11 protein-coding genes are annotated in these 14,877 nt (G+C 35.7%); all 11 read right to left on the bottom strand.

What is annotated here, in order from left to right; all coding sequences use genetic code 11:
• Positions 1-38: 38 nt before the first annotated feature.
• Positions 39-1,976 (bottom strand): threonine--tRNA ligase, encoded by a 1,938-nt coding sequence (gene thrS / locus LN051_RS05080; protein WP_229293472.1) that lies wholly within the window; start codon positions 1,974-1,976, stop codon positions 39-41.
• A 300-nt stretch (positions 1,977-2,276) separates the two neighbouring features.
• Positions 2,277-3,200 carry a primosomal protein DnaI gene (gene dnaI / locus LN051_RS05075; RefSeq protein WP_229293471.1) on the bottom strand — a complete coding sequence of 308 codons (924 nt, stop codon included), beginning with the start codon at positions 3,198-3,200 and terminating at the stop codon, positions 2,277-2,279.
• On the bottom strand, positions 3,197-4,570 hold the full coding sequence (locus LN051_RS05070) for a replicative helicase loading/DNA remodeling protein DnaB (RefSeq protein WP_229293470.1): 1,374 nt from the start codon (positions 4,568-4,570) through the stop codon (positions 3,197-3,199). Before LN051_RS05070 ends, dnaI begins: the two co-directional genes overlap by 4 nt.
• A gap of 1 nt (position 4,571) precedes the next feature.
• Positions 4,572-5,039, bottom strand: coding sequence for a transcriptional regulator NrdR (nrdR, locus tag LN051_RS05065; protein ID WP_229293469.1), 468 nt, complete (start codon positions 5,037-5,039; stop codon positions 4,572-4,574).
• A gap of 158 nt (positions 5,040-5,197) precedes the next feature.
• The gene (locus LN051_RS05060) at positions 5,198-6,208 is read right to left on the bottom strand and encodes a glyceraldehyde-3-phosphate dehydrogenase (protein ID WP_229293468.1); all 1,011 of its coding nucleotides are present in this window, start codon (positions 6,206-6,208) and stop codon (positions 5,198-5,200) included.
• 295 nt (positions 6,209-6,503) lie between these two features.
• Positions 6,504-7,109 carry a dephospho-CoA kinase gene (gene coaE / locus LN051_RS05055; protein WP_229293467.1) on the bottom strand — a complete coding sequence of 202 codons (606 nt, stop codon included), beginning with the start codon at positions 7,107-7,109 and terminating at the stop codon, positions 6,504-6,506.
• A gap of 15 nt (positions 7,110-7,124) precedes the next feature.
• Positions 7,125-7,997: a bifunctional DNA-formamidopyrimidine glycosylase/DNA-(apurinic or apyrimidinic site) lyase gene (gene mutM, locus LN051_RS05050; protein ID WP_229293466.1), complete on the bottom strand. Its 873-nt coding sequence runs from the start codon at positions 7,995-7,997 to the stop codon at positions 7,125-7,127.
• A gap of 15 nt (positions 7,998-8,012) precedes the next feature.
• Positions 8,013-10,643: a DNA polymerase I gene (polA, locus tag LN051_RS05045; protein ID WP_229293465.1), complete on the bottom strand. Its 2,631-nt coding sequence runs from the start codon at positions 10,641-10,643 to the stop codon at positions 8,013-8,015.
• Positions 10,644-10,811: 168 nt separating this feature from the next.
• Entirely contained in the window at positions 10,812-12,512 is a 1,701-nt protein-coding gene (pnpS, locus tag LN051_RS05040) for a two-component system histidine kinase PnpS (RefSeq protein WP_229293464.1), read from the bottom strand.
• Entirely contained in the window at positions 12,513-13,217 is a 705-nt protein-coding gene (locus tag LN051_RS05035; RefSeq protein ID WP_229293463.1) for a response regulator transcription factor, read from the bottom strand.
• A gap of 360 nt (positions 13,218-13,577) precedes the next feature.
• Entirely contained in the window at positions 13,578-14,843 is a 1,266-nt protein-coding gene (gene icd / locus LN051_RS05030; RefSeq protein WP_229293622.1) for an NADP-dependent isocitrate dehydrogenase, read from the bottom strand.
• Positions 14,844-14,877 lie beyond the last annotated feature (34 nt).

Raw genomic sequence — 14,877 nt, 5'->3', positions numbered from 1 at the left:
AATATCTACTATAGCTTAATCCGTAAGCATTGACAAGTTTATCGTTTCTTTTTTAAACGAATTTCGTCAATCAAATTCCAAATGAATTCATCTTTTTCGATTGTTTCTTGATCTTTAGAGCCGTATTTTCTCACATTCACTTCGTTGTTTTCAACTTCTTTATCCCCAACAACGAGTTGATATGGTATTTTTTTCATTTGAGCTTCACGGATTTTGTAACCCATTTTTTCATTACGGTCGTCGATTCGAACTCGAACACCTTGTGATTTAAGCTCATCATGAATTTGTTTCGCATAATCATAATGTAAATCAACATTAACAGGAATAATTTCAACTTGTTGTGGCGCTAACCATGTTGGAAATGCACCTTTTGTTTCCTCAGTTAAGAAGGCAACAAAACGTTCCATAGTAGAAACGACACCGCGGTGAATTACAACTGGTCGATGTTGCTCGCCGTCTTTACCGATGTAATTTAAGTCAAAACGTTCAGGCAATAAGAAGTCAAGTTGAACCGTAGATAACGTTTCTTCTTTACCCATTGCTGTTTTAACTTGGACATCAAGCTTAGGTCCATAAAAAGCTGCTTCCCCAAGCGCTTCTTCGTATACTAACCCGAGTTCATCAGATGCTTCTTTCAACATAGATTCTGCTTTAATCCACATCTCATCATCATCGAAATATTTCTCTTTATCTTCAGGATCACGATAACTTAATCTAAAGCGATAATCTTCAAACCCAAAATCTTTATACACATCAATAATCATATTCACAACGCGTTTGAATTCATCTTTGATTTGATCTGGACGTACAAAAATGTGTGCATCATTAAGCGTCATTCCACGCACACGTTGTAAACCAGATACTGCACCACTTGCCTCATAACGATGCATTGTACCAAGCTCTGCAATACGAATTGGCAGTTCACGATATGAATGCGGCTTATTGGCATAAATCATCATATGATGCGGACAGTTCATCGGACGTAACACCATCGCTTCATCTTCATCAAGTTGCATTACAGGAAACATATCGTCTTGGTAGTGGTCCCAATGTCCTGATGTTTTATATAAATTGGTATTTGCCATCACCGGTGTATACACGTGGTCGTATCCAAAATTGATTTCTTTATCAACAATGTAACGTTCGATTTCACGGCGAATTGTCGCCCCGTTTGGTAACCATAGCGGCAATCCTGCACCGACCAATTGGTTGTTTGTGAAAAGCTCTAAGTCTTTACCGATACGTCTATGATCGCGCTCTTTACGTTCTTCAAGCATTTGTAAGTGCGCTTTTAAATCTTTTTTGTCAAAAAACGCTGTGCCATATATACGTTGAAGCATTTTGTTATTACTATCTCCACGCCAGTACGCGCCTGCTGTTGAAAGCAATTTGAATTCTTTAATTTTAGCAGTTGACGGCACATGGACGCCGCGACATAAATCAGTGAATTCTCCTTGTGAGTATAATGTGACAGTTTCATCTTCAGGAATTGCATCAATAAGCTCTAACTTATATGGATCCTCACTGAAAAATGCTTTTGCTTCGTCTCGTGATACAACACGACGTTCGATTGGAAGATTTTCATTTACAATTTGTTTCATTGTTTTTTCTATTTTTTCAAAATCATCGCTAGAAACTTTAGTTTCCATATCAAAGTCGTAATAAAAACCATCATCAATGACAGGGCCTACTCCAAAATTCACATCTCCATAAAGACGTTTAATTGCGTGCGCCATTAAGTGCGCTGTAGAGTGACGTAACACTTCTAACGCTTCGTCACTTCCTGGTGTAACAATTTCAATGTCCCCGTTTTCTTCTAAAGGCGCTGTTAAATCCACCAATTGTTGATTAAATTTTCCTGCTACTGCTTTTTTACGTAAACCAGGACTAATAGATTGTGCGATTTCTTCTGTTGTTATCCCTTTTTCAAAACTTTTTTCATTTCCATCCGGAAAGCGAATACTAATTTCAGACATATGCATCCTCCTTATTAATATCAAACGACTAAAAAATAAAAAAGACCCCATCCCAAAACAGGGACGAAGTCATCGCGGTACCACCCTAGTCATACATGTATGTACATGCAAACTCTACATAAGATAACGGTCTTGAGCCGGACATTTATTACAAATATCATACATGAGGGAGTAACAAAATACGCTATTAACTACATTCTCAACAACAGTAGCTCTCTGTATAATAGGGAGTATTTCATCGTGTCCTCTTATTTTCGTCGTCATTTAGTTAATTACATTATAACGCTTTTTTTGAGTTTTTCAACGTTTTCTATAATTTTCTCCTTCAAGATGATACGCTTTTGTTAACGTTTTAATGCGTTCCATAATACGCGCAGCTTTTGTAACTTCTGTACCACCTCTTGTGACAGCTAAATGGTGTTCAAGTTCCTCTAAATTTAAGTTCGAGCTAAAAAATGTAGGTAAATTTTGAATCATACGGTAATGTAGTATCGGCCCTAGCACCTCATCACGAACCCATGGAGAGATTTCTTCTGCGCCAATATCATCTAAAAATAATACAGGGGCTTCTCTCACTTCTTTTACACGCCTATCCGTTGAGCCATCTTTAAAACCACTTTTAAGCGTTCGAATAAATTCAGGTACGTAAATAATCGTAGACGGTACGCGATTACTTTTTAACTCGTTCGCTATCGCACCGAGTATAAAAGATTTGCCCGTACCAAATTCACCGTACAAGTAAAGTCCTTTAGTCGGTTCACGGGCAATCATTTGATCAATCATTTCGTCTAAATGCATTGCCAATTTCAACCGATTTTGCCGATTCATATAAATATCTTTGATTTTAGCGTTTAACGTATCTGGATGCATATGAAATGACGTTATCATATTATTATAAAATTTAGCTTCATCATGTTTGATTTTACACGGGCATGGTTTATATCTAATTTTGATACGGTTATTTTCAAGGTATAACTCAGGAATATGCCCTTTTACGAAATTAGGACAGTTTTCATAATCGTGATTGTCATCGTACGTTTTTTGTTGGTCTTTATATTCTTGTAAAATATTTAAATCTTCATCAATGATACGATTAGTCAAAGTTTCTTGATGAGCTTCTAAAAAACGTTTAACGTCTGGGTCTTGTAATACATCTCGCTTAATTTTTGCAATCCGCTTCTCAAACGCTTCACTCGATCCCATAATATGACGAAATGACTTCATTCTTTCTCACCTGCCCGCTTTTTATTTTTAAGTTTGTTTAAAAACGCCTCTCTTTCTTTTGCAAGACGTTCTTGATCTTCATCTGCCAGCTTAAACTCTTCCGGATGCGTTAACCAACGCGGTGTTTTTTCTTTAGAATGTAAGGGCGCCTTATTTTGATAATGATAGGCTTTATTCGTGTTTTTAGTGTAAGACTGTGCTTGCTTTTGTTTAATTTTTTGTGCGTGTTCAACCGCAGATTTAGCATCTGTCACACCATTTTTCTTCCAACTTGAAGCGACTGAAAGTACATAATTTTTAGGTAAGTTTTGGTCTTTAGTCAACAATACATACTGTAATAAAACGTTTATCGTACCGAAACTCAATTTCTCTCGCGTCAATAAGTCTTCAACCATTGATTTTTGTTGCGGCGTCGGTTCAGCATCTCCCCAAGATGTAAGCATCACAATAGGACTCGTATTGTCCATCATGTCATACCATTCTTCCCAATTCGTTACTTCAGTTTGAGCATGGTTCACCCCTTCATCCGAGGTTGCTGAAATTTCTGCTTCTGTTAGCGCCGGGAGCGCTTGTTGGTTTTCAATGAGGTAATAATCTTGCGCCGTTTTACGTAATGTAGCAAGCGAAAGTGTTTGATCCGCATTTAATGACTTTAAAATAATCGTCTTCATAACGTCTGGAGACAAGCGATATAAAGTCGCCAATTGTACAATCGTCGTTTTATTTGGTTCAGAAATAACTTCTCGGCTCACATATTGTGTTTGTAACATATCTTTTAAAAGTTCAAAATCAAACGCTACATCTGATAAATCCACGCCCTCATATCGATTCTCGCGCATATACGTTTCATTCGTGTGTTTTTGATTTTTAGGAACTTTAAAGACATCTGTAAACTTTTTAGTCACTTCAGAAAAGCCTTTTAAATCTTTGTTTTTAGGTATAAAAAAGCGCTTAATATCATGAAAACGTGTTTGTCCGACAACTTGGTAAAAATACACCGACAACATAGGATCATTAAAAAAATTGTATGGCGTTGGTGGCGAGACTAACTCATAAACAAACTGTGTCGTTTGCTCATTATGACGGACATATGTTTTTAATAAACCAATGCCTTCTAATAAATCAAGTTTTTCTCGAAACTTTAATAAATTGATTTTAAGTTCTGACATTATCGTATAGTGTGTATATCCTGCTTCAAAATCACTATCTTGAAATTGCTCCAAATATTGATAATAACTTACTGCCTCAGCACCGATAAGCGGGATGAATAAACGATTCAATACTTCTTGGTGCACGTGATGATAATGGTATGGACGGATAACAATAAATCCGTCATGAGGCATAAGTTGGTTTTGATACATAGAAACCATGTTATTCACTCCGCTTATTTTCGTTAATGATACCTTGCATTGATTTTAACAATTGATCGATATCTTTAAACTCTCGATAAACTGATGCAAAACGAACATAGGACACTTGATCGACATCAATTAGTAAATCCATTACATGTTCGCCAATATCTCGTGAAGAAATTTCGGCCATACCAGAGTCTCTTAATTTCCATTCTACTTGATTTGTAATTTCTTCTAGTTTTTGGAAACGCACAGGTCTTTTTTCGCAAGAACGTACAAGTCCATTTAAGATTTTTTCTCGATTAAATTGTTGACGTGTCCCGTCTTTTTTCACGACAATTAACGGACTCATTTCAATGTGCTCGAAAGTGGTGAAACGTGTTCCACAATGCTCACATTCACGTCTTCTTCTGATTGCATTGAGGTCGTCTACATGTCTTGAGTCCACAACACGGGAGTGCGTATGTTGGCATTTCGGGCATTTCACGACTTTTCACCTTCTTATATAATTTTGTTTCATTATACTACAAACCGCTTTAATAACCAAAATTGGACGATTAAAAAGAGCCAAGGTATGCGTATCACCTTGACTCTTTATGAGCAATATTACATTTTAATCATTATTTCGCTTGCTAACTTTAAATTTTAAGCAGTCACTTTAATCGCTTTCGCAATTTGTTGTAAGACATCTACAACACGTGTAGAATATGCCCATTCATTATCATACCAAGCAAGTACTTTTACTTTTCTGTCTCCCATGACAATAGTAGATTGCGCATCAACAATTGCAGAATGACTGTCCGTGTTGAAATCATCTGATACTAACGGTTCATCAACAATATCAACCACACCACCTAAGTTATTATCTCTAAATAATTGGTTAACTTGTTCTTTTGTGACTGATTGTTTTAAGTCAACAACTAAATCTACAAGAGATACATTTTTCGTTGGTACACGTAGTGCCATACCATGCAATTTACCTTCTAATTCAGGTAGCACTAATGCTAACGCTTTAGCTGCACCAGTTGACGTAGGAATAATACTTTCGAAAGCTGCACGCGCACGACGTAAATCTTTATGTGGATTATCTATGTTATTTTGATCATTCGTTACGGCATGAACTGTTGTCATTAATCCGTTTTCAATGCCAAATTCATCGTTTAATAATTTAGCTACCGGCGCTAAACAGTTCGTCGTACATGAAGCATTACTGAAAATATCATATTGTTCAACGTCTAATTGGTCGTCGTTGACACCTTTAACTATCGTTTGTACATGGCCACCTTTAGATGGTCCTGTTAGCAATACTTTTTTAGCCCCTGCTTTAATGTGCGCTGCTGCTTTATCACCGTGATTAAATTTACCGGTTGCTTCAATTACTACATCGATATTTAAAGCTTCCCAAGGTAAGTTTTCAGGGTTGCGGTCTGATACAAGTTTAATCTCTTTTCCATCTACTGTAATCCCATTTTCAATAGGTTGTACTTCTTTGTTGAAACGCCCGTGCGTTGTATCGTATTTAATAAGATGTGCAATTGTTTCTGGTGGATAACTTGCATTAATCGCCACCACCTCAACATCTTCTCTGTTTAATGCAATTCTTAAAACCATACGGCCAATACGGCCTAAACCGTTAATCGCAATCTTTGTCGTCATGAAAAAAGCACTCCTTGTTAATGTGTTATACTTATAATTAAGAGTATATCATAATCGGACGAAAATGAAACCGTTTACCAAGATAAATTTTACTTATTACATGTTATTTGTTAATTTTAATTGCTTTACTTAATTTTGATATAGCACTAACAAGTCGACACCCACTTAATGTTCAAACACATATACTGGAAAATAAAGTTTTACAATAACACATTTTTACAAGACAAAGACGAAACTAACCATTATAACAACAAAAACACCTTCCGCTTTTTCGTAACAAGCGAAAGGTGTTTGCTTATATGTCCTTGAGATAGCCTTTTTCTGCCAATACAGCTTCAAGGTTTTGCTTTAATTCTAATTTAGTATCAAAGTTATCAATGACGACATCCGCCATTCTACTCTTTTTATCGATTGAAATTTGACTGTATATACGCGCTTTGGCGTCTTCAATAGACATGTTGTTTCTTTCTATAAGGCGATCAATTTGAATGCTCGGAGATGTATAAACTAACCATACTTCATCAACTGTCTCTTCTAAGCCATTTTCAAATAATAATGGAATATCCATTACTACATCATGACCTTCTGATAAATAATGCGCTTTTTCTGCCTCCATTATTTCTCTTACTATCGGATGAATAATCGCATTCAATTTTTCACGTTTTTCATCATCATAAAACACTTGTTGGCCAATATATTGACGATTCATTTCACCGTTTTCATCGATTGCCTCATCTCCAAATACAGCTTTAACTTGTGCTAAACCTTCTGACCCTTTTTCAACTGCTTTTCGAGAAGCAACATCCGCATCAACAATTTTAAAACCGTGCGCTTTTAATAGTTCAGCAACCGTAGATTTGCCCGTAGCAATTCCACCGGTTAAACCAATGACTTTTGACATAACATACCTTCTTCCTTATTTTTGACAGTTCTTGCAATAATGGGTATTTCTACCGCCAATTATCGCCGTCTCAATGGGACTTTGACATATAGAACATATTTTTTGTTTATAAACTTTTAAATTATTTTGCATTGTTCCACGTTGGCCATCTGCATGAACATAATCGGAAATACTCGTTCCGCCATACAAAATCCCTTTTTCCAATGCTTTTACTACACTATTAAACACTTCGATCCGTTCATTTAGTGTCAATGTTTTGCTTATGCGATGCGGGTCAATACTCGCATCAAATAAAGCTTCACACGCATAAATATTACCGCATCCAGAAATCACACGATGTTCTAAAATCATACGCTTAATTGGCATGTTTTGGAATTTTTTTACTTCGAATTGAGATAAAAAATGCGGTAAAGCTGCATCATCAAATGGTTCTGGTGCAATTTCCAGTATGGAAGGATACTCCTCAAGCGTTTGCACATTTCTAATTTCACCAAAGCGTCTAATATCTGAATATACTAGAAGCCAATCGTTGCTTAAATGAAAAATCACATGCCAATGCTTACGGTAATTTGTGATTGGGATATCATCAATATTTTTTACAACGAAAAAGCCGCCCGCCATACCTAAATGTGAGATTAACACTCTTTTGGTTGTATTATTCATCAATTCAATAAGAATATATTTACTTTTACGATATACCTTTTCAATAGTGAACTGTATCGTATATTGTTTGAAAGCTTCTAGGCTAATGCCTTTAATTATCGTTGCTTTTCCCTCAGATTTTCCTCGTATGACACTAGGAGAAAAAGTGACATTTTCAATCGTCGCTCCTTCGATTAAAGGTTGTATCCCTCTTTTAACATGTTCTACCTCTGGTAATTCTGGCAACTTGTTCCCTACTTTCTATTTCGCATCGTACCATGTGTCACCATAATCAGATTCCACACTTAGTGGCACATCTAATTCTAATGCATTTTCCATAATTTCTTCAACAAAGGCGCTAAACGCTTCTACTTCCTCTTTAGGCAACTCAAAAATAAGTTCATCGTGCACTTGTAATAACATTTTCGCTTTGAACGATGACTGTTTCAGTGCTTCATCCAGTTGGACCATCGCACATTTAATGATATCTGCCGCACTGCCTTGAATTGGAGAATTCATAGCCGTACGTTCAGCAAACCCACGTTTATTAAAATTGCGACTCGTAATATCTGGAATATATCGACGACGTTTTAAAAGTGTCTCTACGTAACCCTCTTGTTTCGCATCTTGTACGATATCCTCCATATACGTTTTCACGCCAGGAAAATGATTTAAATAATCATCTATAAACTGTTTTGCAGCTTTTCGCGTAATGCCTAAACTTTGACTCAAACCATAATCACTTATCCCATACACAATACCAAAGTTTACTGCTTTTGCTTGTCTACGCATTAAAGATGTCACATCAGATGCATCTACATTAAAGACTTTCATCGCTGTAGTTGTATGAATATCTTCATTATGAATAAAGGCCTCTTGTAATGTTTTGTCTTTTGTAATATGTGCTAGCACACGTAATTCTATTTGAGAGTAATCTGCTGCTAGAATAACACTGTCTTTGTGCGTAGGTTTAAATGCTTTACGAATTTTGCGTCCTTCTTCAATTCGAATAGGAATATTTTGTAAATTTGGATCTACAGAAGAAAGACGTCCCGTTTGAGCTAATGTTTGATTGAAGCGTGTATGAATACGTTGATCATCCCAAATGACTTTTTGTAACCCTTCGACATACGTCGATTGTAGTTTTGAAAGAGTTCGATATTCCAGTATTGCATCAATAATAGGATGTTCATCTTGCAACTTTTCTAGTACATCCACTGCTGTAGAATAACCTGTTTTCGTCTTTTTTATTACCGGCAGAGAAAGTTTTTCAAATAAAATAACGCCTAATTGTTTAGGAGAATTAATATTAAATGTTTCACCTGCTTGATCATGAATTTCCGATATCAATTTTTCAAGTTTGGCTTGTATTTCTGTTTCCATCGTTTTAAGCGTCTCGATATCTGTATGAATTCCAGTATATTCCATTTCACCAAGAATCATTGCGAGCGGTAGTTCGATTTCATGTAAAAGTTTCAATTGTTCATTTTCTTCAAGCGTCTCAGTCATGCGCGGACACATGATGTCAATTGCATCTAAAATCGTTGCGATATGCACTGCTAATCTATCATCGTCTGGCACTTTAAAAGATTTACCTTTTCCATATACCGCTACGTCATCTTGCACAGATGTTCCTTCATAAGAGGCAGCTACAGAAGCAACGTCTTCAATCGCTTGTGAAGGATCAATTAAGTAACTTGCTAACATCGTATCAAATTCAATATTTTGAATGTCAATGCCTAAACGTTTAAATGCTACATACGTTTTTTTAGCATCGTAGACCAATTTGCGTGTTGACTTGTGCTCTAACCATTTTACCAATGCCGTATTACTCTGAATTTCTGAAGCATTAATCACATAATAAGCATTTTCTGTTTTTAAACCTAATTTTAAAATATCATTTTTGATATAATTGTCACCTTCTACTTCAAGGTGAAGGCAAGCTGAATCTAACTTATCAAATTCAATAGTACTGAGCTCTTTTAAAACCTTGTACTCTTTTTGAGGCGTTGTTGATGTTTCAGCTTTAGCGTCTATATCATTTAACAATTGACGAAATTCGAGTGTTTTAAATAAATTAATTTTCTCACTCTCATCAATCGACATTGGTCGTTTTGTATCTTCTAAACTGACCTCGATAGGACTCTCTCGATTAATCGTCGCCAACACTTTACTCATTAGCGCATCTGCTTTGCTATTTTCTAGCTTTTCTTTTAATTTTTTGCCGCTAACATGGTCAATGTTTTCGTATACACCTTCAACGGTTTTGAATTGATGCAGCAACTTAAGCGCTGTTTTTTCACCGACGCCTTTGACACCTGGAATATTATCCGAAGTATCTCCCATAAGTCCTTTTAAATCTCTAATTTGATCTGGCACTAAACCACCATATTGTTCGGAAATAAATGCAGGTGTATAGTGATCAACCTCTGTCACACCTTTTTTAGTATAATAAATCGTTACATTTTCAGAAGCGAGTTGTGTTAAATCTCTGTCCCCAGTAATTATAATGGTTTGTAATCCTTGCTCATCTGCTTGGCGACTTAACGTTCCGATAATGTCATCCGCTTCGTAATTTTCAAGTTCGTAGCGTTTAATTTGATAAGCATCTAGCAATTGACGTATATACGGAAATTGCTCACTTAATTCCGGAGGTGTTTTTTGACGGCCACCTTTATAATCTTGATACGTGTCATGACGGAAAGTTGTTTTACCGGCATCAAACGCAACTAGAAAATGTGTGGGTGACTCTTCTTTCATAATTTTTTCTAATAAACGTGCAAATCCATAAATTGCATTTGTATGGATACCTGCTTTATTTTGCAAAAGTGGCAATGCGTAAAAAGCGCGAAAGCTCAAACTGTTACCATCAATTAAAACTAATTTTTCCACGACGGTCCCTCCTAGTTACTTTATATTTATTTTATCACATCCCAAAATAAATACCCATTTCAGAGACTATATCAAGCCATGTACACGTAAAAGAGTAGTACTTTATATAATCTATAAAATGAGAAAACCAGAATATAAAATATCCTGGTTTTCACATCGTTATCATTTTTATTCTGGTAAGCGCACTCTGAATGTGGAACCAACACCTAACTCACTTTCTATTTCAATACTACCTTGATAACCTTCTACAATATGCTTTGTAATTGAAAGGCCTAGGCCAGTACCACCTGATTCACGACTTCGTGCTTTATCAACACGGTAAAAACGTTCAAATATGCGATACGTTTCTTCTTCAGCAATACCAATGCCCTCATCAATCACTTCTATTACTTTTTGACGTTTATCTTTAAAAACACGCAACGTAACTGTTTTATCAGCGGGAGAATAATTTACCGCATTAGATAGTAAGTTCACAATTACTTGCGACATTTTAGATTCGCTCGCTAATGCAGTCACTTTGTCGTCGATTTCATCAATTAATTGGATGTTTTTATCATTTGCGATAGGCTGAAACATTGCGAATGCATTTTGTGCCACTTGTGATAAATCAATCGGATGTTTTTCCAATGTTGCATTTTGTTCTATTTTAGATAAATCTAATAAATCATTTACTAAAGATTGAATGCGATTAGACTCTTTTAGCATGATATTTAAGAACATGTCTAAAGAGGCTTCATCATTTTTTGCCCCATCAAGCAATGTTTCTGTAAAACCTTTCATCGACGTAATTGGTGTTTTTAATTCATGCGATACATTTGCAACAAAATCTCGTCTCAAATTTTCTAATTTTTTAAGTTGAGTAATATCATGCAATACGATAACCATACCTTGGAGTCGTTTTTTTGTACGCGTTAAAATTGGCACGCAAGATGTATCAAAGAACTTTTGATGGATATGATTTAAATGTAATTCCACTTGATCGTAAACAGGCTTCTCTGTTCTAAATCCTTCAACAACTAGCTTTTTGAGTGAAGGGTGTAAAAGCTTCTCATAATTTTGATGTTCCACGCTTTTCGTTTCATTAAAGATATCATAAAACGTTTTATTCGCAACAACGATATTTCCATGCTTATCTATCATTAAAACTGCACTCGGAATATTTTCTAAAGTCGTTACTAAGCGATTACGTTGAATTTTTTGCTCGCTATTTAAACGTTCTAATCGCCTTGCCAAAACGTTAATCGTCACATAGAGTTCTCGTGTTTCTTTCACACTACTTTCTGGTACACGCACTCTATAATTCCCTTGTGTTAATAGTGAGGCTGCATACGACACCTCATTGATAGGTTGAATATAAGTGCGATTAATGTAACGTACGGTAAAAAAGATGAGTGCTATAATGACAATTCCTATCAAAATCAAGTATTTCCAAAATTGCATTTGCAAGGCGTATACTGTGTCATATTTGCCACTCATTAATAGCGTCGTATTTCCTTTTTCAATGCCAAACAGGTATTCCCCAGCCTTGCCATCAAGCATATAGACAGGGTTTTCAGATTGAAGTTGTCGTTCAAGCTCAATTTTTCTTTTTTCAATTTCAAAGTCTTTAACGGTATTGACTTTAAATTCCTTACCGTCTTTTGAAATTAAAATATTTGCTTCATATGTTTTGGCCAAAGATTGAATACGCGCTTTATTATTATCTTGGTATAAATTGATAATTTGCTTGGCTTGTTTTTGTAATTCTTTCTTTTGATAGTCCACAGAGATCGTATATATAGAATTATGTACGATAAACCCTAATATAAGAAAACTTACAACAGTAATTGTTGTAAGTATAATCAATAACTTATGATAAAACTTAATCATTTACTTCGGTCGCTCCAATTTATAACCTAAACCACGTACAGTTTTAATAAATTGTGGTTGTTTAGGATTTTCTTCAAGCTTATCACGTAAATGACTAATATGCACATCCACAATACGTGAATCACCAGCAAATTCATAATTCCATACAGAGTTTAACATATGCTCTCTCGTAATGACACGACCTTGGCGTTCTATAAGATATAGTAATAATTCAAACTCTTTTGGTGTAAGCTCTAACAACTTATCGTTGCGATACACTTCAAAATAATCTGGTCTAATACGGATAGGACCAATGACAATGTCTTCATCATCATCTTCCACACGTGATGTTTCAAATTGTGATGAACGACGTAAAATTGCTTTCACACGTGCAACTACTTCTCTTGGTGAAAACGGCTTTGTCATATAATCATCTGCCCCTAGTTCCAAACCTAAAACACGATCAAACTCATCGTCTTTAGCGGTCAACATGAGTATAGGGACCTGATTCTTATCTGAACGAATTGTTTTACATACTTCAATGCCGTCTTTTTTAGGTAACATAACGTCTAATACGATTAAATCAGGTTGTGTTTCTTTTTCTTTTTCAATCGCTTCCTCACCGTCTTGTGCGATTTCAACGATATAACCCGCTTGCTCAAGATTGTATTTGAGTAGTGTGACAATGGATTGTTCATCATCAACCACAAGTACTCTTTGCACCATTCCATGTCCCTCCTATGTTAAATTAAGTTCATTATAACTTAAAATGAACTTAAAAATAATATGCTATTAGGTAAATTTACAATATCTTCATATTGATTTAACAATTATTACAACGTACCCTTACATTCATTTTACCCTAATTTAAAAACTAGCACACGTAGTCGTAATCTTTCATTTGCCCTTATCCCACTGTATGCATTGAAAAGAGGCTAGGACATTCCATGTCCAAGCCTCTAAAGCATGTTTGTCCTAGCTATTAAATTAGCAATGTTTCAACACCATTTTCATAACTTCAGTTGAAAATTCAATGCTAATCCATTTGATTCTCGTTTGATATGTTATCAAAAACACATGCTACAATTATAAGTTTTTAATTAATTCATCAGCAAATTGAGATGTTTTAACTTCTGTTGCGCCATCCATCAGACGTGCAAAATCGTATGTTACGACTTTTGAAGCAATCGTTTTTTCAACAGATGCTGTTATTAAATCAGCAGCTTCTTGCCATCCTAAATGTTCTAATAAAAGCACACCTGATAATAATACAGATGATGGATTTACTTTATCTAAATCAGCATATTTAGGTGCTGTACCATGTGTCGCTTCGAAAATGGCATGTCCTGTTTCGTAGTTAATGTTAGCACCAGGTGCAATGCCGATGCCGCCGACCTGAGCAGCTAACGCATCTGAAATGTAATCTCCATTAAGATTCATTGTTGCAACCACATCGTGATCAGATGGACGCGTTAAAATTTGTTGTAAGAAAATATCAGCAATTGAATCTTTAATGATGATTTTGCCTTCATTTTCAGCTTGTGCTTGTGTAGCATTTGCTTCGTCTTTTCCTTTTTCTTCAACAATTTTATCATATTGTTGCCATGTGAAGACTTTATCTCCAAATTCACGTTCAGCTAAATCATAGCCCCATTGTTTAAAAGCGCCTTCAGTAAACTTCATAATATTACCTTTGTGCACAAGTGTCACTGACTTGCGGTTGTTGTCTAATGCATATTGAATCACCGCGCGTACTAAACGCTCTGTACCTTCTTTAGAAACTGGCTTAATACCGATACCAGATGTTTCTGGGAAACGAATATTTTTTGCACCCATTTCCTTTTGCAAGAAGTCGATTACTTTTTTAACTTCTTCTGAACCTTCTTTAAATTCGATTCCTGCATAAATATCTTCCGTATTCTCACGGAAAATCACCATATCTGTATCTTGCGGATTTTTAACCGGTGAAGGTACACCTTGGAACCAACGTACAGGACGTAGACACGTAAATAAATCTAACTCTTGACGCAACGCTACGTTTAATGAACGAATGCCACCACCAATAGGTGTGGTCAAAGGTCCTTTAATAGCAATAAGATATTCTTTAATAGTATCTAAAGTTTCTTGAGGTAGCCATTCACCTGTTTGATCAAAAGCTTTTTGACCTGCCAATACTTCTTTCCAAGAGATTTCTTTTTCACCGTTATATGCTTTCTTTACCGCTTCATCAATAACACGGCTAGCAGCTTTCCAAATGTCTGGCCCAATACCATCTCCAATAATGAAAGGAACGATAGGTTGATTAGGTACGTTTAGACCTTCTGCTGTTTTAACAATCTTTTCACTCATTATAAAGTAACCTCCATAAATTGTTTATCATTATCTT

The organism is Staphylococcus ratti, assembly GCF_020883535.1.
Lineage (GTDB): Bacteria > Bacillota > Bacilli > Staphylococcales > Staphylococcaceae > Staphylococcus > Staphylococcus ratti.
Note: the sequence above shows the minus strand (reverse complement) of the source record. Positions and strands in the feature narration are given on the sequence as shown.